This window comes from Polaromonas sp. CF318 (assembly GCF_000282655.1).
In the GTDB taxonomy this organism is placed as follows: Bacteria; Pseudomonadota; Gammaproteobacteria; order Burkholderiales; family Burkholderiaceae_C; genus Polaromonas.
Window position 1 is genome coordinate 18,757 of record NZ_AKIV01000085.1, and the last position, 21,486, is coordinate 40,242.

Here is a 21,486-nt window from a genome sequence, read left to right on the forward strand (position 1 = left end):
GATTCCCATGCAACTCGCTGAAGTCTCCATACGCCGCCCGGTCTTCGCCACCGTGCTGTCGCTGCTGATCGTGCTCATCGGGGCGGTCAGCTTCAATCGCCTGGCCGTGCGCGAATACCCCAAGATCGACGAGCCCGTGGTGACCGTCAGCGTGCGCTACGCCGGCGCGTCGGCGGAGGTGATCGAATCGCAGGTCACCAAGCCGCTGGAAGACTCGATTGCCGGCATCGACGCGGTGGACGTGATCACCTCCATCAGCCGGGCCGACCAGGCGCAGATCAGCGTGCGCTTTCGCCTTGAAAAAGACGCAGATTCGGCCGCCGCCGAGGTACGCGACCGCACCTCGCGCGTGCGCAACCGGCTGCCGCAGGCGATTGAAGAACCGGTGATCGCCAAGGTCGAGGCCGACGCCTTCCCGGTCATCCAGGTGGCTTTTTCCAGCGACTCGCTGACGCCGCTGCAGATCAACGACCTGGTCAACCGCATCGTCAAGCCGCGCCTGCAGACCGTGACCGGCGTGGCCGACGTGCGCATCTTCGGCGAGCGCAAGTACGCCATGCGCATCTGGCTGGACACCGACAAGCTCGCCTCCTACAAGCTGACCACGCAGGACGTGGAAGACGCCATCAGCCGCAGCAATCTGGAGCTGCCGGCCGGCCGCATCGAGTCGCAGCAGCGCGAGTTCAGCGTGACCTCGCAGACCGACCTGGTCCGGCCCGCGCAGTTCCGCGAGATCGTCATCAAGAACGTCAACGGCTTCTCGGTCAAGGTGCGCGACGTCGCGCGCGTGGAGGAGGGCGCGGCCGACGAGCGCACGGCGGTCCGGCTCAACGGCCGCTCCGCCGTGGCGGTCGGCGTCATCCGTCAGGCCACGGCCAACCCGCTGGACCTGTCCAAGGGCGTGCGGGAAGTCTTTCCCAAGCTCAGGGCCGACCTGCCGGCCGACATGCTGATCGACGTCGCCAACGACAACTCGGTGTTCATCGACCGCTCGGTCAACAATGTGTACCACACCATCGCCGAGGCCATCGTGCTGGTGGCCCTGGTGATTTTTGTGTTCCTGCGCACGCTGCGCGCCTCCATCATCCCCATCGTCACCATTCCGGTGAGCCTGATAGGCACTTTCGCCATGATGGCCCTGGCGGGCTTCACCATCAACACGCTGACCCTGCTGGCGCTGGTGCTGGCCATCGGCCTGGTGGTGGACGACGCCATCGTGATGCTGGAGAACATCTTCCGCCACATCGAGGAGGGCATGGACCCGTTCTCGGCCGGCATCAAGGGCGCGCGCGAGATCGGTTTTGCGGTGGTCACCATGACGGCCACGCTGGTGGCCGTGTACGCGCCGCTGGCCTTCACGCCCGGCCGCACCGGGCGCCTCTTCGTGGAGTTCGCGCTGGCGCTGGCCGGCGCGGTGGTGGTGTCGGGCTTTGTCGCGCTCACGCTCACGCCCATGATGTGCACCCAGCTGCTCAAGCACAACCCCAAGCCCAACCGTTTTGACCGCTACATGGAGCGGGCCCTGACCGCCATCTCCGACCGTTACGGCGCGGTGTTGCGCTGGGTGGTCACCACACGTTACGTGCCAGAGATGGAAGAGGGCCGGCGGCCCTCGCTGGCCCAGCGGCTCAAGGGCATGGCGCTGCAGGCGCGCTGGATCGTCATCGGCGTGATGCTGCTCAGCGCCCTGGCCATCGCGCTGGTGTTCCCGGGCATGAAGCAGGAGCTCTCGCCGATCGAGGACCGCGGCGTGATCCTGGCCAACGTCAACGCGCCGGACGGCGCGACGCTGGACTACACCAACCGCTACGCGAAGGCGCTTGAAAAGATGGGCGAGCCCTTCCCCGAGTTCGACCGGATTTTCGCCAACGTCGGCAACCCCACGGTGGCCCAGGCCAGCGTGGTCTACCGCACGGTCGACTGGGACAAGCGCTCGCGCTCCACCCTGGACATGGCGCGCGAGCTGCAGCCCAAGTTCAACGCGCTGCCGGGCGTTACCGCCTTTCCCATCACGCCGCCCTCGCTGGGCCAGGGCTTTCGCGAGCGGCCGCTCAATTTTGTGATCCAGACCTCCGACAGCTACCAGAACCTGAACACCGTGGTGCGCCAGATGCTGGAGGAGATCGCCAAAAACCCCGGCATCGTCTCGCCCGACGTGGACCTGCGGCTGAACAAGCCCGAACTGCGCATCGAGGTCGAGCGCGACAAGGCGGCCGACCTGGGTGTCAGCGTGCAGGTGGTCGCCAAAGCCATTGAAACCCTGCTGGGCGGGCGCAATGTGACGCGCTACAAGCGCGATGCCGAGCAGTACGACGTGATCGTGCAGACCGAGGCCAGCGGCCGCATCACGCCCGAGAACATAGACCGCATTTACGTGCGCGGCCGCAACGACGCCATGATCCCGCTGTCGGCGCTGGTCAAGGTGCGTGAAAGCGTCTCGCCGCGCGAGCTCAACCACTTCGGCCAGCGCCGCTCGGTCTCCATCACGGCCAGCCTGGCCAGCGACTATTCGCTGGGCGAGGCGCTCAAATTCATGGACCAGACCGCCGCCAAGGTGCTGAAGACCGGCTACAGCACCGACCTCAACGGCACCTCGCGCGAGTTCAGGAGCTCCCAGGGCGCGCTGGCCATTGTTTTTGTGCTCGCGCTGCTGTTTATTTTCCTGGTGCTGTCGGCGCAGTTCGAGAGCTTTATCGACCCCCTGGTCATCATGCTCTCGGTGCCGCTGTCCATGATCGGGGCCTTGCTCGCGCTCAAATGGTCGGGCGGCTCGCTCAATGTGTATTCGCAGATCGGCCTGATCACGCTGGTGGGCCTGATCACCAAGCACGGCATCCTGATCGTCGAATTCACCAACCAGCTGCGCGGCCAGGGGCTGGAGATGATAGACGCGCTGGTCAAGGCTTCGGCCCAGCGCCTGCGCCCCATCATGATGACCACCGGCGCCATGGTGCTGGGCGCCTTGCCGCTGGCCCTGGCCAAGGGCGCGGGCGCCGAGAGCCGCATCCAGATCGGCTGGGTCATCGTCGGCGGCATGTCCCTGGGCACCTTGCTCACCGTGTTTGTGGTGCCCACCATGTACACACTGTTTGCCCGCAAGGCCATTCCGGGCGCGAACAAGGCGGTCGCCAAGGAAGAGCCGGATGCGCACCATGAGCATCCGGAATATGTAGCCAAGTAGCTAAGCCCACCCCCGTCCGGGCTCACTTCGTGTAGCCCGTTCCCCCCTCAAGGGGCCGGCCAAGCCGGACCCGCGGCCCCCACTGGTAAATACCTTCTGCACACCCTGAACTCTTCTGCCAGCATGAGCCGCGGGACTGGCTTTGCCAGACCGCAGGCGGGCGGCCCCCTCGGGGGCAGCGCATTTACACGAAGCCGAAGGCGCAGTGAAAAGCGTGGGGGCTCATATCACACCTTCAAACATCAATACGTCGACTTCGTCGCCCACGGCGACGTTGCCTTGCGCGTGATGCAGCACGATGAGCCCGTTGGCCTCGGCCATGGAGCGCAGCACGCCCGAGCCCTGGCTGCCTGTGGTCTTGACCCGCAGCGAGCCGTCGGCCGCGGCGGAGACCCAGCCGCGCTGGTATTCGGTGCGGCCGGCTTTTTTGCGCATGGGCTCCAGGCTGCGGGCCTTGAGCAGTGGCGGTTGCGCGGCGCCGGCACCCATCATCTGCAGCAGGGCGGGGCGCACAAAAGCCAGGAAGGTCACCATGACCGCGACCGGATTGCCGGGCAGGCCGAACAGGATGGCGCCCTGGGGATTGATGGGCGTGGTCTGGCCGTCCGCGGGCGGTATACGACCCACGGCCATGGGCCGGCCCGGCCGCATCGCGATGCGCCAGAAAGCCACGTCGCCGAGTTTTTTCATCATGGCCTTGGTGAAGTCGGCCTCGCCCACGCTGACGCCGCCCGAGGTGATGATGGCATCGGCCCGCGCGGCGGCCTCTGTGAAAGCCGCCTCCAGCAGGGCCGGCTCGTCGCGCACCACGCCCATGTCGATGACCTCGCAGCCGAGCCGTCGCAGCATGCCGAAGACGGTGTAGCGGTTGCTGTCGTAGACCGCGCCTTCGCGCGGCGCTTCGCCGAGCGAAAGGATTTCGTCGCCGGTGGAAAAGTAGGCCACGCGCAGCGGCCGCCAGACGGGCAGGGTGGGCAGGCCCAGGGAGGCCGCCAGGCCCAGCCGGGCCGGCGTGAGGATTTCGCCCTTGCGCAGCGCCGGCAGCCCTTGTGCCAGGTCTTCGCCGCGCAGGCGGCGGTTGTCGCCGGCGCGCAGCAGGCCGGGCGGGATGCTGATGCCGCCGTCCGGATGCTGCTTGACGAATTCCTGCGGCACCACGGTGTCCAGGCCGGCGGGCATGATGGCGCCGGTCATGATCTTCACGCACTGGCCCGTTTGCACGCTGCCTTGCCAGGCCTTGCCGGCCAGCGCCGTGCCGTCGGCCACCCGCAGTTCCAGTGCCGTGCCGGCGGCCAGCTGGCTGCCGTCAAAGGCAAAGCCGTCCATGGCCGAGTTGTCATGGGGCGGCACGTCAAAGGGCGAAACCACGTCCTCGGCCAGCACGCGGCCCAGGGCCTCGAACAGCGGCAGCTTGACGGCGTCCTGGACCGGTGCCACCAGGCGCGAGAGGAAATCCAGCACCTGGCCGGCCGACAGGGCTTGCGGGTCGTAGCCCTGCAGTTCGGCCGCGATCTGGTCCAGTGTCTTCACGGCAGGCGCGATTCGAGCTGGTGCAGCTCGGCCAGGGTGTTGGCGTTGAAAAAGCCGTGCGCGTCGTCGCCGGGCCGGTCGAAGGGCACGGACACGGTTTTGTGCTGCGCCGTCCAGGCGTCTATCTTGCGGCCGCCGCCGTGGGTGAAGCGCACCAGGCTTTCGAGCATGTGGGTGCCCATCAGGCAAAACACCGGCTGCGGCCTGAGCTGGCCGTCTTCTTCGGGCGCGGCGGCGACGGCGAAGTCGGCCCCTTCGCGCACATAGGCTTCGGCCAGGCGTGCCACCAGGTCGTCGGGGAACAGCGGCGTGTCGCAGGGCACGGTGAGCAGGTAAGGCGTCTCGCAGCGCTCCAGGCCGGTGAGGAAACCCGCCAGCGGCCCGGCGAATTCGCCCAGGCCGGTGCTATCAGGCCAGACCGGCACGCCGAAGGCCTCATAGGCGGCCAGGTTGCGGTTGGCGTTGACCATGACCTCGCCGACCTGCGGAGAGAGCCGCATCAGCGTGTGCAGGGCCAGCGGCACGCCGTTGAAATTCTGCAGACCCTTGTCGACCCCGCCCATGCGCGAACCGCGCCCGCCGGCCAGGATCAGGCCGGTGATGGCTTCGGCGTGCAGTGACGCGCTGTTGTGGCTGTGGGTCGTCAAGTCAGCCTCCTATGTAGCTCATCTCGACGCGTTTGGCGTTGCTGTCCGGAGCGCTGGTATCAGCCGGCAACGCGGCGCGCAGCTCCGAATAGCGGTCGTCGCGCCCCTGCCAGATATGGGCCACGGCTGCCGCGATCTGCTCGTCGCCATAGCCGCCGCGCAGCAGGGCGCGCAAATCCTGGCCCTGGCTGGCGAACAGGCAGAGAAAGAGCTTGCCTTCGGTGGACAGGCGTGCCCGGTTGCAGTCGCTGCAAAAAGCCTGGGTCACGCTGCTGATCACGCCGATCTCGCCCGCGCCGTCGGCATAGCGCCAGCGCTCGGCGGTTTCGCCGGTGTAGTTGGGGTTGATGGCGGTGAGCGGGAATTCGGCGTTCAGGCGCTCCACCACCTGGGCCGAGGGCAGCACCTCGTCCATGCGCCAGCCGTTGGTGGCGCCCACGTCCATGTATTCGATAAAACGCAGCACCGCGCCGGTATGGCGGAAATGCCGGGCCATGGGCAGGATTTCCGCGTCATTGGTGCCACGCTTGACCACCATGTTGACCTTGAGCGGCGCCAGTCCGACTTTTTGCGCGGCTTCTATGCCTTTGAGCACGTCGGCGACCGGGAAGTCCACGTCGTTCATGCGGCGGAAGGTGGCGTCGTCCAGCGCGTCCAGGCTCACGGTGACGCGCTGCAGGCCGGCGCCCTTGAGCGACTGGGCTTTTTTGGCCAGCAGCGAGGCGTTGGTGGTCAGCGTGATGTCCAGCGGCTTGCCCTGCGGCGTCTGCAGCTTCGCCAGCATTTCGACCAGCACCTCCAGGTGCTTGCGCAGCAGCGGCTCGCCGCCGGTCAGCCGGATTTTCTCGACCCCATGCGCCACGAAGATTTTGGCCAGGCGGGTGATTTCCTCAAAACTCAGCAGCGAGCTTTGCGGCAGGAAGGCGTAGTCCTTGTCGAAGACTTCGCGCGGCATGCAGTAGCTACAGCGGAAATTGCAGCGGTCGGTCACGCTGATGCGCAAGTCCCGCAACGGCCGGCCCCGCGTGTCGCTCAACAGGCCGGTGGGCGCCGTGACCCGGGCAGGGATATGCGGCACCCGGCTTGCGTAGCGGATATCTGCCAGCGGAATGATTTTTTCGGTCGTCATCGTGAGGGGCCTAAAGAGAGAATTTACTCCATTGGCCCGTCTGGGACGGTAAAACAAGGCCTTATCCCCAAAGGATAGGCGTTATTGGCCCTTGCTGATCCCTTTGCTGGGGGCTCTACACACACCGCGCTCCGTCTACTTCCAGGCATATGCCGCTGATAAAGTCCGCCTCATCGCTGGCCAGGTAAAGCACCGCATTGGCCACATCCAGCGCGGTCGAAAAGCGCCCCAGCGGGATGCTGGCGCGAAAACGCGCCTTGCGCTCCTCGTCCAGCGGGCCGCCGGCGAAGTCGGCCGAAAGCCCGGTGTCGGGGTTGAACACCGGGTTGACGCAGTTGACGCGGATGTTGTCGGGACCGAGTTCGGCCGCCAGCGACTTGGAGGTGGTGATGACGGCGCCCTTGGAGCCGTTGTACCAGGTCAGGCCCGGGCGCGGGCGCACGCCGGCCGTGGAAGCGATGTTGATGAAGCTGCCGCCGCCCAGGCTGCGGAACACCGGCGTGGCGTGGAGGGTGGCCAGGTAAATGCTTTTGACGTTGATGGCGTAGCACTTGTCGAAATCGTCTTCGCTGACGTCCAGCGCGGGCTGGTTGCGATGCGTCCAGCCGGCGTTGCTGACCATCACGTCGAGCCGGCCGTAGCGCTGCACGGCGGCGTCGACCAGGGCTTTGACCTCGGCGGACTTCGTGACATCGGCCGCGAAGAAAGAGGCCGTGCCACCGGCTTTGGTGATGGCGGCCACGACTTTTTCGCCCAGGGCGATGTTGATGTCGTTGACGATAACCTTGGCGCCCTCGGCCGCGAGCCGCCTGGCGATGCCCTCACCGATACCGCCTCCGGAGCCTGTGACGATGATGGACTTGTCTTTGACCCGCATGGGTTTGTCTCCAGGTATTTTGAATTTGTTGAACTGATACGTGAGCTTATTACATCCCGGCCAGGGGGTCTCTGCGGGTGTTGGGGTCGGATGCCGCGCGTTCAGCCGTGGCGCACCGCCACGGTCTTCAGCGTCGTGAAGCCGTACAGCGCCTCAAAGCCTTTTTCGCGCCCATAGCCCGAGGACTTCACGCCGCCGAAAGGCAACTCCACGCCGCCGCCGGCGCCGTAGTTGTTGATGAAGACCTGGCCGCTTTTGACGCGCCTGGCCATGCGGAACTGGCGCGCGCCGTCGCGTGTCCAGATGCCGGCCACCAGCCCGAACTGGGTGGCGTTGGCGAGCTCCACGGCGTGGTTTTCGTCCTTGAAGCTCATGGCGCACAGCACCGGGCCGAAGACTTCTTCCTGTGCCAGCCGGTGCGTGGCCGGCACGTCGCGCAGCAGCGTGGGCGCCTGGTAAAAACCGGTGTCGGGCGCTTCGTCCACGATCTGGCCCTGGGCCACCATGGCGATGTTGGCGACCTGTGCGTCGCTCAGAAAATCCCACACGCGTTGCTGCTGGCTTTGCCGGATCAACGGGCCCACGTCCAGGTCCATGGCGGCGGGACCCACGCGCAGGTTTTCAAAGGCATGGCCCAGGCGCTGCAGCAGCGGCTCGTAAATCGCCTGCTCCACCAGCAAGCGCGAGCCGGCCGAGCAGGTCTGGCCGGCGTTTTGCACGATGGCGTTGATGATGGCGGGTATCGCGGCGTCCAGGTCGGCGTCGGCAAAGACGATTTGCGGGCTTTTGCCGCCCAACTCCAGCGTGACCGGGCAGTGGCGCTCGGCCGCCGCCTGCTGGATCAGCGTGCCCACTGCCGGGCTGCCGGTAAAGCTGATGTGGTCTATGCCCTTGTGGCGCGCCAATGCGTCGCCGACTTCGTGGCCGTAGCCGGTCACGATGTTGATGGCGCCGGCCGGAAAGCCGACCTCGGCGGCCAGTTGCGCCACGCGGATCAGCGAAAGGCAGGCATCCTCGGCCGGCTTGACCACGCAGACGTTGCCCGCGGCCAGCGCGCCGCCCACGCTGCGGCCGAAGATCTGCATGGGGTAGTTCCAGGGGATCACATGGCCGGTGACGCCGTGCGGCTCGCGCCAGGTCATCACGCTGTAGCCGTCCAGGTAGGGAATGGTGTCGCCGTGCAGCTTGTCGCAGGCGCCGGCATAGAACTCGAAGTAGCGCGCCAGGGCCGCCGCGTCGGCGCGCGCCTGTTTGGTCGGCTTGCCGCAGTCGCGCTGCTCCAGCAGGGCCAGTTCCTCGGCATGCTCGGCCACCTTGGCCGAAAGCCGCATCAGGAGGCGCCCGCGCTCGGCGGCGTTGAAGCGGCTCCACACCAGTTCCAGGCATTCGCGCGCGCTGCGCACGGCGGTGTCGATGTCGTGTGCGTTGCTGCGCTGTATCTCGTCAAACACCTGGCCGTCGGAGGGGTCTATGACGGGAATGGTCTTGCCGGAGACGGAGGGGAGGGAGGCGTTGGCGATGTAATTGAGCTGCATCGCCTGATTTTGCTTGAAAGCGGCTGCAGCGGTGGCGGTGGACCCGCGCCAACGGGGTCCCGCGTAACGGTCTTGAAAAGCGTGCGTTTTTCACGCCCTGGTGTGGCGTGGCGAGGTGCCGTTTACAACATTTTTGCTGTGTGGGAATGGTACTTTCTGTAGGATCAAACCTACATTCGCACCTCGCCAATTCCTACAAATGGAAGGGTGCCCACATTGCGCCCGGCGGGCGCATGACAGCGGCAGCAGCCGGCAACTGCGGTCCGCACTCTGGACACATACAGCGATGAGCGACCCCACCCAATGCGCGAACGATGCAGCTTCCACCGGCGAAGCACCCGCCGCCGGCTCCGGCACGCGGGCCTGGTTTAAAGCCACGACGGCGCGCCTGCGCGACTGGCTGGCTATCCAGACGCCGGGCATGAAACTCGCGGTGCTGGGCGTGGCGCTGATGATTCCCGCCAGCGCGTACTACGCCTGGTCCGCCCTGGAGCGCCAGCAGAAACTGAGCCTGGAGGTCAAGGCCATGGCGGCGGGGCAAGGCGCCGAAGCGGCCTGGGCCTACAACACCGCGCTGCCGGTCGTCTTCGGCAGCGGCTCGGTGCTGAGCTTTCTCGAGACCCACCCGGTCGCGCGCATCACCATTATTTACCGTCCGATCCTCTGGACCGTTTCCGAGCGCTTTGTGCTGGTGGAGTCGCAGGGCCGCCAGTACGCGTACTACCCGTCGGACATGGAGACCAAGATACTGGCCGACAAGGCCGTGACGGCGCCCTGGGGCGGCAAGCTGACTTTTGTGCCCCAGGCCGCGCTTGACGGCGCCAGCAAGGACATGCTGGCGCGGCTTGAGCAGCGTTTCGGCGAGGCGCGCCCGCAATCCGAGCAGGACGCCTGGAAGGGCGGCGCCAGCGCGCTGGTGTCCGCCACCCTGACCCTGGGCTTGTTGGCCTTCCTGTGGTATCAGGTCGGCGGCCAGCGCAAGCCCCTCAAGTTCATCTCGCCGCAGCAAATCAGCGGCGACCTGGAGGACCTGGTCGGCATGGACGACATCAAGGCCGAGGTCGCGCAGATCCGCGACCAGTACGAACGCCGCCTCGAGTACGCCGCCTACGGCGTGAACAAGCCGTTCAACGTGATGTTCAGCGGCCCGGCGGGCACCGGCAAGACCAAATTGGCCAGCTACCTGGCCAAGGAACTGAACCTGCCGATTCTTTTCCATTCGGCCGCCAACCTGGAAACCGGCTATGTCGCCGGAGGCTCCAACACCCTGTCGCGCATTCTCGCGCTGGCCACGCGGCGCAAGCGCTGCATCGTGTTCCTCGACGAGGCGCAAGACCTCTTCATGCGGCGCGGCGGCAACCGGAAATACGACGACGACACGCAGAACATGCTGCTGGCCATCCTGGACGGCGTGCGCACCAAGTCGGATGCGGAAATCATCTGGATCGTCGCGTCCAACTTCAATTCGGCCAACCTGCAGATGGACGAGGCCATGCTGCGCCGCTTCCAGATGAAGGTCGACTTCCGCATGCCCAACCAGCAGGAGCGCCTGGCCATCACCGGCCACTACCTGCGCCAGCGTGCCGACAAGGTCCTGCCGGACCTGGACCTGCGCCATTTTGGGGAACTCACGGAGGGCTGCAGCCCGGCGGATATCGAGACCATGGTGAACCAGGCCGGCATCATCGCCGTGCAGGCAGGCCAGATGATTGGCGCGCACACCCTGATGCAGGCTGCCGAGCGGGTGCTGGTGGGCAATGTGAATGACAACACCACCAAGGAGCGCGAACGCGACCGGCGCATCATCGCCGTGCACGAGTGGGGCCACTTCCTGATGGACTTTCACCACCAGCGCAAGCTGGCTGGCGGCGACTGGAACGCCCTGCAAGCCGACATGAACACCATCAAGATTTCATTGAAAGCCAACCCGCGCAACAACGCGCTGGGCTTTGTGCTGCACAAACAGGACAGCAATCTCCTGAAGACCAAAGGCGACATGGAGCATGAGGTGCGTGTGCTGCTGGGCGGCATGGCTAATGAAGAGCTCTTTTTCGGCGAAGACGGCACCACCGGCGGCGCCCACAACGACATCACGCGCGTGACCCGTCTGCTGCACCATGCGGTGGCGGAAATGGGCATGTACCGAAAGACCCGGCTGAACTATGCAGCGCTTGTCAAAGATGGCAGCAATGCGCCACCGGACGAAGAAACGCGAAGCATCATGGAAGCGCAGAGCGAACGGCTTTTCAGCGAGACCAAGGCCGTCCTGGCGGAATACACGGCGCTGACGGAGCACCTGACCGGGTGCCTGATGAGGTCCGGCGAAATGACGCTCAGTGAAGCGCTGGGCGAGATTCGCCGCTTTGAATTCCTCGCGGAGCCGGCGGCGATGCCGACCGGGCAGGCGAGAGGACAATTGACACCGGCTTGACCGGCTGGCGGTTACGCCACTGTGCCCTGCCATGTACGCAAAGAAAAAGCCCTGCAGTGCAGGGCTTTTTGCTTGGGGCTGCAGCCGCTTGGGACTGCTTCAAGCGCTTAGCGAGAGGCGGGTGCTGCCGGTGTCGGCGTGGCCGCTGCAGCAGGTGCCTGCGTGGGGGCCGGGGCCGGCATGGCGGGTGCCATGGGGGTAGCGGCTGGCGCACTCACCGCGGCGGGCGCCGCCATGGGGGCGCTGGGCGCGGCTTGCGCGGGACCGTGGAATTTCATCACCAGCGGCACGATCAGCAGGGCCACGATGTTGATGATTTTGATCAGCGGGTTCACGGCCGGGCCGGCGGTGTCCTTGTAGGGGTCGCCCACGGTGTCGCCGGTCACGGCGGCCTTGTGCGCCTCCGAGCCCTTGCCGCCGTGGTTGCCGTCTTCAATGTATTTCTTGGCGTTGTCCCAGGCACCGCCGCCGGTGCACATGGAGATGGCGACAAAGAGGCCGGTCACGATGGTGCCCATCAGCAGGCCGCCCAGTGCCTGGGGCCCGAGCGCCAGGCCGACCACGATGGGAACCACCACGGGCAGCAGCGAGGGAATCATCATTTCCTTGATGGCGGCCGTGGTCAGCATGTCGACCGCGGTGTCGTACTCGGGCTTGCCCGTGCCGTCCATGATGCCTTTGATGTCGCGGAACTGGCGGCGCACTTCGACCACCACGGCGCCGGCCGCGCGGCCCACGGCCTCCATGGCCATGGCGCCGAACAGGTAGGGAATCAGGCCGCCAATGAAGAGTCCGATGATGACGTAAGGGTTGCTCAGGTCGAAGCTGATGGCGTTGCCGTAGGCCTCGAGCTTGTGCGTGTAGTCGGCAAACAGCACCAGCGCGGCCAGGCCGGCCGAGCCGATGGCATAGCCCTTGGTCACCGCCTTGGTGGTATTGCCCACGGCGTCCAGCGGGTCGGTGATGTCGCGCACGCTGCTGGGCAGCTCGGCCATCTCGGCGATGCCGCCGGCGTTGTCGGTGATGGGGCCGTAGGCGTCCAGCGCGACCACGATGCCGGCCATGCTCAGCATGGAGGTCGCCGCGATCGCGATGCCGTAAAGGCCCGCCAGCTTGAAGGCGACCAGGATCGCGATGCAGACAAACACCACGGGCCAGGCGGTGGAGCGCATGGACACGCCCAGGCCGGCGATGATGTTGGTGCCGTGGCCGGTGGTCGAGGCCTGCGCGATGTGGCGCACGGGCTTGTACTGTGTGCCGGTGTAGTACTCGGTGACCCAGCAGAGCGCGCCGGTCAGGACCAGGCCGACCGCGCAGGCGCCGAACAGGCGCATCTGCGTGCCGCTGGCCGTCACGGCGTTGTCGGGCATCAGCCATACCGTGACGAAGTAGAAAGCGATGAGCGACAGCACGCCGGCAATCGCCAGGCCCTTGTAGAGGGCCGGCATCACGTTCTTCATGCCGGGCGAGGCCTTGACGAAGAAGCAGCCGATGATGGAGGCGATGATGGACACGCCGCCCAGCACCAGCGGATAGACCGCGGCGGTGGCGCCGGCGCTGGACAGCAGCAGGGCGCCCAGCACCATGGTGGCGATCAGCGTCACCGCATAGGTTTCAAACAGGTCGGCGGCCATGCCGGCGCAGTCGCCCACGTTGTCGCCGACGTTGTCGGCAATCACGGCGGGGTTGCGCGGGTCGTCCTCGGGGATGCCGGCCTCGACCTTGCCCACCAGGTCGGCGCCGACGTCGGCGCCCTTGGTGAAGATGCCGCCGCCCAGCCGGGCGAAGATGGAAATCAGCGAGGAGCCGAAGGCAAAGCCGATCAGCGGGTTGAGCAGGTTGGCCAGCTTGAGGTCGGGCGTGTAGTTGCCGTTGCCCACCAGGAACCAGTAAAAACCGCTCACGCCTAGCAGGCCCAGGCCCACGACCAGCATGCCGGTGATGGCGCCACCGCGGAAGGCGACGTCCAGGGCGGGGCCTATGCCCTTGGTGGCGGCCTGCGCGGTGCGCACGTTGGCGCGCACCGAGACGTTCATGCCGATAAAGCCGCAGGCGCCCGAGAGCACCGCGCCGACCACAAAGCCGACGGCGGTCTTGCCGTCAAGGAAGAAGCCGATGAGCACCGCGAGGACGACACCGACGATGGCGATGGTTTTGTATTGCCGCGCGAGGTAGGCGGCGGCGCCGGTCTGGATCGCGGCTGCGATTTCCTGCATGCGCGCATTGCCTGCGTCCTGGGAAAGAATCCAGCTGCGTGCCCAGATACCGTACCCGACGGCGATCAGTCCGCAGACCAGCGCAAGAATGAGCGCCGAGTTGCCTGTCATAGCTGACATTGAAATTCTCCTACGTTGTTTTTCGCTTGGAGGGGGTGCCACGCGAGCGGTGCCCCCGCTGCGTTGCTTCCTCGTTGCTTGTGCCACGTATGGAGACAAGTCGATTGGCCAACTCGCGAAATTTAACGTGAAAACATGACAAGTTCGCGATGCGTAAGCCCTGAATCAGTAAAATGAGGGTAAATACCGAGCTGCCGGTAGCCGCAGAGTATTAACTTCCGCGCCCTTGTGCGGCCGCTCGTGCGGGCTGAAGCCTTTCATTTCATCTCTTTCCCTTCAACACAACCTCAAGCGACCATGTCCCTCGATAAAGTTTCCCCCGGTAAAAACGTTCCCGAATCCTTTAACGTGATCATCGAAATCCCGATGAACGCCGACCCGGTGAAGTACGAGGTGGACAAGGAGTCCGGCGCGATTTTTGTGGACCGCTTCATGAGCACGTCCATGCACTACCCGACCAACTACGGCTATGTGCCCAAGACCATCAGCGGCGACGGCGACCCGGTCGACGTGCTGGTGATCACGCCCGTGCCCCTGATCCCCGGCGTGGTGGTGACCTGCCGCGCCATCGGCATCCTGAAGATGCAGGACGAAGCCGGCGAAGACGGCAAGGTGCTGGCCGTGCCCGTGGACAAGAAATGCTCGCTCTACACCCAGTGGCAAAAACCCGAAGACATGAACCCGCTGCGTCTGAAGACCATCTCCCATTTTTTTGAGCACTACAAAGACCTGGAAGAAGGCAAATGGGTCAAGGTGCTGGGCTGGGAAGGCCCCGAAGCGGCCAAGAAGGAAATCACCGACGGTATCGCCAACTACGCGAAGGCCTGAGGTCTTCGGGTTCCAACAAAAAGCGCCTGCAGGTTTTCCTGCAGGCGCTTTTTTTGTTCCTGGAGCGCGGCTTAAATCCCCTGGGCCGGCACCGGGTAGACCAGGCCGTGCAGTCGGCCCTTGTCCTCGCGCGCGAAGGGCTTCCACTGGCCTTCGGGCTGGGCCAGCCGGTCGGCCACCGCCCACCAGGCGCTGGGGTTCACGCCCATGCCGATGTGGCTGGCCAGCACCTCGATGTTCTCGGTCTGCGGGTTGGCCGCGCTGGGCGCCTGGATGCTGGCCTGCCAGGCCACCACGCCGTCGCTGCGCGAATAAATGCTGGTGGTCGGCACGGGCGGGGCGGCGGGCAGGTCGTAGTTTTCGGATTCGCGCTCCACATTGCGGCCGCTGGTGAGCTCATAAACACGCCAGGCGTTGGTGGCTTTGTGCGAGCCCGCGAAAGGCGTGCCCAGCGTGATCACGCAGCGGACCTTGTCCGGCATTTCCTTGGCCAGCTCGCGCGCATAGACGCCGCCCAGGCTCCAGCCGATCAGACTGACCTTGCGGCCCGTGGCTTCAAAGGTGCGGCTGAGGCTGTCGCGGGCTTCTTCGAGCACGCCGGCACGCGGGCCGAAATTAAAGCCCTGTTCCCAGCCCCAGGGCTTGTAATTGAGCGACTGCAGGTACTGGCGCAGCGGCACGGTGGTGGCGTCGTTGGCCGACAGGCCCGGGAACACCATCACGGCATGGCCGTCGCCGCGCGGGGCGCGGGCCAGCAGGGGCCAGGCGGGCAGCAGGGCGCCGAATTCCCAGAATGCGCGCAATTCGAGTGCGAGCAGCCAGGCGCTGGGCGGAACATCGTGCGGAGCCGGTTTTGAGGAATTCTGGGGGGAGGAGGACGGGTTTCGCTTGGATGAGGGGCTTGCCATGGCTTGGAGCATTGGATACTTTTGTGTTGGTTTCCTACAGAAACCAGTATGGGGCGCTTACCGGTTTTTACAGAGAGAGGCGACTCTAACTTGCCCGCTTCGCGGTGGTTTTCGTCGCCTTCGTGACAGCGAGCTTTGGGGTTTTTACCGGGGCGGCCTTTCCGGCGGTCTTTTTCGCAGCGGGCCTTGTGGTCTTGCGGGGCGCGGGGGCGGCCGGTGCGGTGGCCGCCATCAGCGCTTGCGCCTCCACGAAGGCGTCCTCAATCGCCTTGGCCAGGTCCCTGGCATGCGGTAGCGCTTTCTTGTCGGCAATGATGCCGAAGTCCACATGGCCGGCGTAGGTCTGTATGGTGATGTTGAGCGCCAGGCCGTGCAGGATGATGGACAGCGGATGGAAGGTCAGGAATTTCGCGCCGGCCAGGTACAGCGGCACGGGCGGGCCCGGCACGTTGGAAATTGCCAGGTTGGCCACCATGGGCAGGCGGCTGGCCATGCCGCTTTTGCCGTAGGCATTGAGCGCCATCTTGGCGGCGCCGCCGACCAGCCAGGGCGCCAGCAGCGAGGGGTAATCGGTCGGCAGCAGGCCCTTGAGGCTTTGCATCGAGGTCTTGACCTTGGCGGTGGAGGCCATGATGGCGTTCATGCGCTTGAGCGGGTGCGCCAGGTGCGTGCCCAGCTCGACCAGGCTCATGCTGACCTGGTTGCCCAGGTTGCTGGCATCGGTGGCGCCGGCCTCGCGCAGCGACACCGGCATGGCGGCCACCAGCGATTTTTTCGGCAGGCTGTGGTGCTGCGTAAGGTAGTTGCGCAGCGCGGTCGAGCAGATCCACAGCACCATGTCGTTGAATGAGCCGCCCACCGCCTTGCCCATGGCCTTGGTTTCCGCCAGCGGAATGGTGGCGGTGACAAACACGCGGCCTGTGCCTATGCCCGCGTTGAAGGGCGTGGGTGGTGCCAGCTTCATCGGCATCTTGGGCTTGACGCCGGTGGCCGAACTGCCCATGGACTGTTTGGCCAGCGTGCTGCCGAAGGTGCTGGCCGCTGCGGGCAGCGACTTGGCGACCTTGGCCAGCTGGCCCAGCGAGCTGGAGAACACCGAGCCAATCATCCTGCCCAGCTTGAGGTCGGCCTCCAGCTTGCGGCGCCGGTCCGGGTCGGGCGGCGCCACCTCACGCGGCTCGGGGCTCAGGTCCAGCATGGCGTTGGCCAGCATCACGCCGCCCTTGCCGTCCAGCGCGGCATGGTGGATCTTGGAGAAAAAGCCCGCCACGATGCCGCCGCCCTGGGATTCGGGCAACTGGATGCGGTCGAAGATATAAAACTCCCAGAGCGGGTAGTCGCGGTCTATGACCTCGCCGTGCAATTGGGCGCAAAGCTTGTGCACCTCGGCCAGCGTCATGGGTGTCGCGCCTTTTTTGGTCGGGTCGGCGCGGCGGATATGGAAGTCGATGTCCACCGAATCGGCCTCCACCCACAGCGGATGGCCCAGGTCCAGCGGCATGAACACCAGCTTGCGGCTGAACACCGGCGCCAGGTGCATGCGTTTGGCGATGTGGTTTTTCACCGCCTTGTGAAAGCTCCCCTTGAAGCCGGCCGGCAGTTCGCAGAGGTTGAGCGAGCCCACGTGCATGGGCATTTCAGGGGTTTCGAGGTAGAGAAAGGTCGCGTCCAGGCCGGTCAGGGATTTCATGGTTGTTGTCTCCGTGGGGAGACCTTAACCGAGCGGGCGGGGCGGCGGCACTAGGGTTTGCCGTAGCCGCGGCTGTCACGCCGGGCTCAGCCAGCGGCCGCGATCGCGTTCAAGCTTCGCAGTCGCCCAGCATGCCTTGCTCATCGTCATTGAGCCCGGCAACAGGCGTTGCCTTGGCCAGCGCCATCCAGACGCCCAGCGGCAAGGACTGGCGTGAGCGCCGCGGCGCCGCGCGGGCCACGACAAGGTGCTGGCCTTCCATGAGCATCACGCCGCATTCGGACGGAACCTCGTCGGCTGCGCCTATGGGCCGGCCTTTGGCGTCGCAGCCCAGCACGTACCAGCATTCGCCACCCAGGTCCAGGTAGGCGGCGCGCTTTTCGGGGCGGCGCAGGTCGCCCAGCAGGTCGGAACGGTGCACCTTGATCTCGTGGACGATGGGGTCCACATATTCCTGCACCGTGGTGTTGCGGATGGAAAACACGTCGGGCCGGACAACGCACCAGCGCGCCTTGCCGCCTTCAGCTTCCGGCGGCAGCTGGGCGCGCAGGCCCAGGCCGCGCCAGGCGATGCGGCCGGCGCGCACCATCTCGCAGGCCACCTGCTCGACCAGCGCTTCATGCTTGGACAGGGCCGAACGGTTGCGCAGCAGCGTGGCCGCCAGGTAGGCAATGCCCGCGTCGGTGACGCGCAGGGTCTCGTGGCCCGCGGGCCCGGCCACACGCTGCAGCATGCCGGTGGCGAGCAGCTCGATCTCCAGCAAGTCCTGGCAGGGCCAGCCGGCGGATCGGTAGATCTCGCGCAGGCGGCGGGCATGGGGGCGGCCCAGCGGTGGAACTTCGAGGGCGCTGTCGTTGGCGGCGGGCTCGGACGCCTGCGGGCTTGGCAATGGGGCGGTTGCGGCGGTCATGAGCTGGGGTCGGGTCAGGCCGGCGCGTCAGAGCGGGACGATTTCGAAGCGCGCGTTGTCCAGGTTGTCACCCAGCGGCCTCATGGCGGCCAGGATGGCGTCGGTTTCGGCGTTTTGCCACAGCGCGATGACCTGCTCTTGCGCCTCGGACGCGTTTTCCAGTGGCAGGCCTTCGTTCAGGGTCTGCGTCAGCATGTAGGCTTGCAGCGAAGGCAGCACATATTCCGGCCCGCCCACGGCGAATTCAAGCGCCATGCGAAAGCGCAGTTCAGCGGCGCTGCGCTGCTCGTTGGTCAGGGAGGGGCATTCGACCAGGTTGACCTTGTATTGGCCCTGGGATGCATTGCTTGTGTTGCTCATGGGAACTTCCTTTGGGGGGATTGATTTATAGCACCGCCCGCGTGAGGGATGCCAGGCGGGGGCAAAGACCCCGCGGCCCTGGCTGCCAGCGCTCAGATCGGGGCGGCCGGCCCGGCGCGCCGGAACGGGTTACGCCGCTCCAGGTCGTTCATATAACTTTGAATGCCGGCGCCTTCACGCTCCAGGAAGCGCTCGACCGCATCGGCGAAGGAGGGATGGGCCAGCCAGTGGGCGCTGGTGGTCTTGACGGGCAGCAGAGCGCGCGCCATTTTGTGTTCGCCTTGCGCGCCGCCTTCAAAGCGCTGGTAGCCGTGCTCTATGCACCATTGCAACGGCTGGTAATAGCAGGCCTCGAAATGCAGGCAGTCCACCCGCGCCAGGGCGCCCCAGTAGCGGCCGTAGGCGGTCAGCGAGGGAGCGGCCGCGTCCGATGGGCCGGCAGCAGACGCGGCGCTGACGGCGATCAGGCTGGCAGCGATGGGCTGGCGCTTTCCGCCAGCATCGCCTTCGGCCACGAACAGCAGCCAGTTTTCGGGCATGGTGTCCTGCATGCGCTGGAAGAAGTCGCGGCTCAGGTAGGGCGCGTTGCCGTGCTCGTAGTAGGTGCGCTCATAGCAGCGGTAAAAGAAGTCCCAGTCGGCCTGGCTGATGTCCTTGCCCAGCGACCAGCGGAAGCTGATGCCGGCATCGTGCACCTTGCGGCGCTCCTGGCGGATCTTCTTGCGCTTTTCCTGGTTCAGCGAGGCGAGAAAGTCGTCGAAATCGCGGTAGCTGTTGTTTTTCCAGTGGAATTGGACCGTATGGCGCAGCATCAGGCCGGCTTCTTCACACGCGGCCGCGTCTTCATCGGCCGTGAACAGCAGGTGCAGCGACGACAGGTTTTCATCCCCGCACCAGGCGACCAGCGCCTTGACCAGCAGCGCGCGCTCGGCGGCGCTGCGCGCCAGCAGCCGGGCGCCGGGCACAGGCGTGAAAGGCACGGCGGCTACGGCCTTGGGGTAGTAATCGAGGCCGTGCTGCTGGTAGGCATTGGCCCAAGCCCAGTCGAAGACGTATTCGCCGTAGGAGTGGGCCTTGAGGTAGAGCGGGCAGGCGCCGGCCAGGCTCTTGCCCTGCCAGAGGGTAACAAAGCGCGGCGTCCAGCCGGTTTCGGACGTGGCGCTGCCGCTTTCGTGCAGCGCGGCCAGGTATTCATGGCGCATGAAGGGGTTGGCGGCTTCGCAGGGGCTTTGCGCCGCCAGCAGGGCGTTCCACTCGGAGGCATTCAGCTTCAGCGGCGAATCCAGCACGCGGATGACATAATCGTTTGAGTCTTTTTTCACGTGTTTTTGGGGTTTTACTTCTACATGCCACTCAAAATCTGCGTTGCCCAACTGAACTACTGTGTGGGAGACATGCCGGGCAATGCGCAAAAGATCATCGAGGCCGCCCGCGCCGCCTACCAGGACGGTGTGCGGCTGGTGCTGACACCGGAACTGGCGATTTGCGGCTACGCGGCTGAAGACCTGTTTTTACGCCCCTCTTTCATCCAGGCCTGTGATGATGCCGTGAATCAAGTGGCCCGCGAGCTGGCCGGGTTAAAAGGCCTGACGGTGGTGGTGGGCACGCCCACCCACGGCGACAACGGCAAGGGCCTGCGCACCAGAAGCGTGGAGGTGCAGCAGCGCCACAACGCCGCCCGTGTGCTGCGCGAGGGCCGCGTCATCGAAAGCTACGCCAAGCGTGAATTGCCCAACTACCAGGTGTTTGACGAACGCCGCTACTTCACGCCCGGCCAGGGCAGCTGCGTGTTCCAGGCCGGGGAGGGTGACGAAGCCATCCGCGTAGGCTTGCTGATCTGTGAGGATGCCTGGTTCGAAGAGCCGGCACGCTTGGCCAGGGAGGCCGGCGCCGAGCTGCTGGTGGTCATCAATGCCTCGCCCTTCCATGTGGGCAAGGGCGGCGAGCGCGAGCAGATGATGCAAAACCGCTGCCTGGCGACCGGGCTGCCGCTGGTTTATGCCCATCTGGTGGGCGGGCAGGACGAAATCGTGTTTGAAGGGCGCTCTTTTGCGCTGCAGGCCGACGGCACGCTGGCCGGGCGGGCCGAGAGTTTCAGGGAAAAGCTGTTTGCCATCCGCGCCGAGCGCGCGGGGGATGTTGTCATATTGGCAGCGGATACGGCGCCCGAGCGCAGCCCCGAGGCCGACCTGTGGGACGCGCTGGTGCTGGGCGTGCGCGATTACCTGGGCAAAAACGGTTTTCCGGGCGCCATTTTGGGCCTGTCGGGCGGTATCGACTCGGCCCTGGTGCTGGCGATCGCGGTGGACGCGCTGGGCGCGGACAAGGTGCGCGCGGTGATGATGCCTTCACCCTATACCGCCGATATCTCGTGGATAGATGCGCGCGAGATGGCCGAGCGCGTGAAGGTGCGCTACGACGAAATCTCCATCGTGCCCGAGTTCGAGGCCTTCAAGGCCTCTCTGGCCGGCGAGTTCAAGGGCCTGAAGGAAGACACGACCGAGGAAAACATCCAGGCGCGCATACGCGGTGTGTTCCTGATGGCGCTTTCCAACAAATTCGGCTCCATCGTGCTGACCACCGGCAACAAGAGCGAGATGGCCACCGGCTATTGCACGCTCTACGGCGACATGGCCGGCGGCTTCGCGGTGATCAAGGACGTGCTCAAGACCTCGGTGTTCCGGCTGGCGCGCTGGCGCAATGCCAACGACCCCTACGGCACCGGCAGCAACCCGATACCCGAACGCATCATCGCGCGCCCGCCCAGCGCCGAGCTGCGCCCCGACCAGACCGACCAGGACAGCCTGCCGCCCTATGAGGTGCTGGATGCCATCCTGGAGCGGTATATGGAGAACGACCAGGGCGTGGACGCTATTGCCGCTGCCGGGTTTGACCGCGCGTTGGTCGTACGCGTAGCCCAACTGATCCGAATCAATGAGTACAAGCGGCGGCAGGCGCCGGTGGGCATCAGGGTCACCCACAGGAGCTTCGGCAAGGATTGGCGCTATCCTATTACCAGTAAGTTTCGACAGTGAATAGGGCCCCCACGCTTTTCACTTCGTGTAATGCGCTGCCCCCCGAGGGGGCGCTGCGCCTGCGGCCCGCCGCCATGGAAGAAAGTATC

General features: G+C 65.6%; 15 protein-coding genes. 4 read left to right on the top strand and 11 right to left on the bottom strand.

Features of this window, described 5'->3' with window-relative positions; genetic code table 11:
* Window positions 1-7 precede the first annotated feature (7 nt).
* A complete protein-coding gene (locus PMI15_RS16405) occupies window positions 8-3,181 on the top strand; it encodes an efflux RND transporter permease subunit (RefSeq protein ID WP_007871490.1) in 3,174 nt (1,057 codons plus the stop codon).
* 222 nt (window positions 3,182-3,403) lie between these two features.
* Here the strand turns inward: PMI15_RS16405 and glp are convergent, their stop codons facing one another.
* From glp to PMI15_RS16430, 5 genes are all read right to left on the bottom strand, one after another.
* Complete coding sequence (gene glp, locus PMI15_RS16410; protein WP_007871492.1) at window positions 3,404-4,711, bottom strand: gephyrin-like molybdotransferase Glp; 1,308 nt, start codon at window positions 4,709-4,711, stop codon at window positions 3,404-3,406.
* Window positions 4,708-5,358 carry a molybdenum cofactor guanylyltransferase MobA gene (gene mobA, locus PMI15_RS16415; protein WP_007871494.1) on the bottom strand — a complete coding sequence of 217 codons (651 nt, stop codon included), beginning with the start codon at window positions 5,356-5,358 and terminating at the stop codon, window positions 4,708-4,710. The genes glp and mobA overlap by 4 nt, the downstream gene beginning before the upstream one ends.
* Window position 5,359: 1 nt before the next feature.
* The gene (gene moaA, locus PMI15_RS16420; protein ID WP_007871496.1) at window positions 5,360-6,487 is read right to left on the bottom strand and encodes a GTP 3',8-cyclase MoaA; all 1,128 of its coding nucleotides are present in this window, start codon (window positions 6,485-6,487) and stop codon (window positions 5,360-5,362) included.
* A gap of 115 nt (window positions 6,488-6,602) precedes the next feature.
* Window positions 6,603-7,364 carry an SDR family oxidoreductase gene (locus PMI15_RS16425; protein ID WP_007871498.1) on the bottom strand — a complete coding sequence of 254 codons (762 nt, stop codon included), beginning with the start codon at window positions 7,362-7,364 and terminating at the stop codon, window positions 6,603-6,605.
* A 101-nt stretch (window positions 7,365-7,465) separates the two neighbouring features.
* A complete protein-coding gene (locus PMI15_RS16430) occupies window positions 7,466-8,899 on the bottom strand; it encodes an aldehyde dehydrogenase family protein (RefSeq protein ID WP_007871500.1) in 1,434 nt (477 codons plus the stop codon).
* A 286-nt stretch (window positions 8,900-9,185) separates the two neighbouring features.
* Between PMI15_RS16430 and PMI15_RS16435 the strand changes: the two genes are divergently transcribed.
* A complete protein-coding gene (locus PMI15_RS16435; protein WP_007871507.1) occupies window positions 9,186-11,330 on the top strand; it encodes an AAA family ATPase in 2,145 nt (714 codons plus the stop codon).
* Window positions 11,331-11,437: 107 nt separating this feature from the next.
* On the opposite strand, the gene PMI15_RS16440 is transcribed toward PMI15_RS16435, so the two are convergent.
* A complete protein-coding gene (locus PMI15_RS16440; RefSeq protein WP_036839481.1) occupies window positions 11,438-13,657 on the bottom strand; it encodes a sodium-translocating pyrophosphatase in 2,220 nt (739 codons plus the stop codon).
* Window positions 13,658-13,963: 306 nt separating this feature from the next.
* On the opposite strand from PMI15_RS16440, the gene ppa reads away from it, so the two are divergent.
* Complete coding sequence (gene ppa / locus PMI15_RS16445; protein ID WP_007871511.1) at window positions 13,964-14,494, top strand: inorganic diphosphatase; 531 nt, start codon at window positions 13,964-13,966, stop codon at window positions 14,492-14,494.
* Window positions 14,495-14,565: 71 nt separating this feature from the next.
* Here the strand turns inward: ppa and PMI15_RS16450 are convergent, their stop codons facing one another.
* The 5 genes from PMI15_RS16450 to PMI15_RS16470 all read right to left on the bottom strand — a co-directional run bounded on the left by PMI15_RS16450 (window position 14,566) and on the right by PMI15_RS16470 (window position 19,684).
* The gene (locus PMI15_RS16450) at window positions 14,566-15,402 is read right to left on the bottom strand and encodes an alpha/beta hydrolase (RefSeq protein ID WP_007871521.1); all 837 of its coding nucleotides are present in this window, start codon (window positions 15,400-15,402) and stop codon (window positions 14,566-14,568) included.
* Between the two features lie 85 nt (window positions 15,403-15,487).
* Window positions 15,488-17,092: a wax ester/triacylglycerol synthase family O-acyltransferase gene (locus PMI15_RS16455; RefSeq protein WP_007871522.1), complete on the bottom strand. Its 1,605-nt coding sequence runs from the start codon at window positions 17,090-17,092 to the stop codon at window positions 15,488-15,490.
* 109 nt (window positions 17,093-17,201) lie between these two features.
* Window positions 17,202-18,002 (bottom strand): hypothetical protein, encoded by an 801-nt coding sequence (locus PMI15_RS16460; RefSeq protein ID WP_007871524.1) that lies wholly within the window; start codon window positions 18,000-18,002, stop codon window positions 17,202-17,204.
* Window positions 18,003-18,029: 27 nt separating this feature from the next.
* Complete coding sequence (locus PMI15_RS16465) at window positions 18,030-18,362, bottom strand: hypothetical protein (RefSeq protein ID WP_007871526.1); 333 nt, start codon at window positions 18,360-18,362, stop codon at window positions 18,030-18,032.
* Between the two features lie 92 nt (window positions 18,363-18,454).
* Window positions 18,455-19,684, bottom strand: a complete 1,230-nt coding sequence (locus PMI15_RS16470) for a GNAT family N-acetyltransferase (RefSeq protein WP_007871527.1) — start codon at window positions 19,682-19,684, stop codon at window positions 18,455-18,457.
* Between the two features lie 24 nt (window positions 19,685-19,708).
* On the opposite strand from PMI15_RS16470, the gene PMI15_RS16475 reads away from it, so the two are divergent.
* The gene (locus PMI15_RS16475; protein ID WP_007871529.1) at window positions 19,709-21,397 is read left to right on the top strand and encodes an NAD+ synthase; all 1,689 of its coding nucleotides are present in this window, start codon (window positions 19,709-19,711) and stop codon (window positions 21,395-21,397) included.
* The last annotated feature ends 89 nt before the right edge of the window (window positions 21,398-21,486 follow it).

Bases quoted from the DNA above. Each gene is read 5' to 3' on its own strand.
- PMI15_RS16405 (WP_007871490.1), top strand. From the start codon at position 8: ATGCAACTCGCTGAAGTCTCCATACGCCGCCCGGTCTTCGCCACCGTG.
- moaA (WP_007871496.1), bottom strand. From the start codon at position 6,487: ATGACGACCGAAAAAATCATTCCGCTGGCAGATATCCGCTACGCAAGC.
- PMI15_RS16425 (WP_007871498.1), bottom strand. From the start codon at position 7,364: ATGCGGGTCAAAGACAAGTCCATCATCGTCACAGGCTCCGGAGGCGGT.
- PMI15_RS16430 (WP_007871500.1), bottom strand. From the start codon at position 8,899: ATGCAGCTCAATTACATCGCCAACGCCTCCCTCCCCTCCGTCTCCGGC.
- PMI15_RS16435 (WP_007871507.1), top strand. From the start codon at position 9,186: ATGAGCGACCCCACCCAATGCGCGAACGATGCAGCTTCCACCGGCGAA.
- PMI15_RS16440 (WP_036839481.1), bottom strand. From the start codon at position 13,657: ATGACAGGCAACTCGGCGCTCATTCTTGCGCTGGTCTGCGGACTGATC.
- ppa (WP_007871511.1), top strand. From the start codon at position 13,964: ATGTCCCTCGATAAAGTTTCCCCCGGTAAAAACGTTCCCGAATCCTTT.
- PMI15_RS16450 (WP_007871521.1), bottom strand. From the start codon at position 15,402: ATGGCAAGCCCCTCATCCAAGCGAAACCCGTCCTCCTCCCCCCAGAAT.
- PMI15_RS16455 (WP_007871522.1), bottom strand. From the start codon at position 17,092: ATGAAATCCCTGACCGGCCTGGACGCGACCTTTCTCTACCTCGAAACC.
- PMI15_RS16460 (WP_007871524.1), bottom strand. From the start codon at position 18,002: ATGACCGCCGCAACCGCCCCATTGCCAAGCCCGCAGGCGTCCGAGCCC.
- PMI15_RS16465 (WP_007871526.1), bottom strand. From the start codon at position 18,362: ATGAGCAACACAAGCAATGCATCCCAGGGCCAATACAAGGTCAACCTG.
- PMI15_RS16475 (WP_007871529.1), top strand. From the start codon at position 19,709: ATGCCACTCAAAATCTGCGTTGCCCAACTGAACTACTGTGTGGGAGAC.